Raw genomic sequence first — 976 nt, 5'->3', positions numbered from 1 at the left:
TCAGTTAAACGTTGATTGTAATCATCGCTGGTATGCTGTGATCCTAAATCCGTATGGATAATCAGGTCCCCAGTAATGGTTCGATTTTTAACCGCGCTTTCAAGGGTCTTTAAGACTAAATCAGTAGCCATCTTTTTTGAGAACGAATAGCCGATAATCCGTCGTGAGTGCAGGTCCATGATGGTTGATAAGTAACACCAGCCATTACGCTTCGTTTGAATATAGGTCATATCAGCGGTCCATTTTTGATTTAAACCAGTGGTCGAGAAATCCTGCTTAAGCAAGTTGGGACGCTGTTCAACCTTGGTTTTGGAAGCCGAAGCCGCTTTCCACTTATTGACGGTAACGGAGTGGATATCCAGTTCCTTCATGAGCCGGGAGATCCGTCGTGGACTGCACCGAAGCTGCAGTGGTTGAAGTTCCAGATTCAATTCATGGTGGATCTTCATAACACCGTATCGCTGCTTAAATTCCGCAAAGATCCGCAGAATCCGTTGTTTCAAGTCCGCATCTTCGGCCCGGCGTTTTGAAGGTTTGGGGGATCGATAACGATAATACTGAGCTCTGGAAACACCGAGGATTCGGCACATCTTGGTTACCTGGTGGTGATGGCTTTCTTGGTGAATGTAATCAAAGATATTGGTTACTTCTGCGCAAGGAAGCCCAGGGCTTTTTTTAGGATTTCGTTCTCCTCAGACAGCGAAGCCAGTCGCTTTTCCATCGCTTTGATTTCGTCTGGCGATTTACCGGATTGAGTTTTGGCCTGGCCCTGGATCCACTTATGAACGGTTGAATAGCCAATGCCATATTCTCTGGCCAGTTGAGCAGCTGATTCGCCTTGCTTATATAGGTTGATAATGTTTTGTTTGAATTCTTTGTCGTAACGAGTTGGCATGTAAAAATTCCTTCCTTTTGAGAGACGATTTATTCATTATACCCTCTCTTAAAAGTTGTCTCAGGAATCAGCTTACATCCA

2 protein-coding genes are annotated in these 976 nt (G+C 44.7%); both read right to left on the bottom strand.

The window, feature by feature from the left end:
• Positions 1-590, bottom strand: a 590-nt coding sequence (locus FC15_RS04405) for an IS3 family transposase (RefSeq protein WP_083479093.1), incomplete at its 3' end; no start/stop codon positions are given.
• A 53-nt stretch (positions 591-643) separates the two neighbouring features.
• Positions 644-895, bottom strand: a complete 252-nt coding sequence (locus FC15_RS04400) for an IS3 family transposase (RefSeq protein WP_002816285.1) — start codon at positions 893-895, stop codon at positions 644-646.
• Positions 896-976 lie beyond the last annotated feature (81 nt).

The organism is Lapidilactobacillus concavus DSM 17758, from assembly GCF_001435835.1.
In the GTDB taxonomy this organism is placed as follows: Bacteria; Bacillota; Bacilli; order Lactobacillales; family Lactobacillaceae; genus Lapidilactobacillus; species Lapidilactobacillus concavus.
Note: the sequence above shows the minus strand (reverse complement) of the source record. Positions and strands in the feature narration are given on the sequence as shown.